The organism is Haemophilus sp. UMB1048 (assembly GCF_030218125.1).
GTDB lineage: Bacteria > Pseudomonadota > Gammaproteobacteria > Enterobacterales > Pasteurellaceae > Haemophilus_D.
This window is the reverse complement of record NZ_JASOPB010000174.1, coordinates 1-241: the sequence shown is the minus strand read 5'-3', so window position 1 is coordinate 241 and position 241 is coordinate 1. Positions and strand designations below refer to the sequence as shown.

Genomic DNA, 241 nt, shown 5'->3' with positions numbered 1-241 from the left:
AAAAATCCGTTTCGAGGGATAAGGTCTGGCGCGCTGCCTGGCTCATCACCAGATGCGTTTCGATATCTGTGACATCGCGCAGAACCTGTAATAAGCGCACGCCATAAATCGCGCCGCTGGCACCGCTGATGCCTACAATGAGTCGTTTCATAAATAGTTGCCCTGTCAGACTTGCAGGCAGACTTTGCAGGATTTCGGCGGGAGTTGCAAGTCAGGGTGCCAGAACGGCACCCTGAGCGAA

1 pseudogene is annotated in these 241 nt (G+C 53.9%); it reads right to left on the bottom strand.

Annotated features, from left to right (window positions below):
• A pseudogene (gene ubiX, locus QP437_RS10355) lies at positions 1-151 on the bottom strand (flavin prenyltransferase UbiX); the annotation flags it as partial.
• Positions 152-241 lie beyond the last annotated feature (90 nt).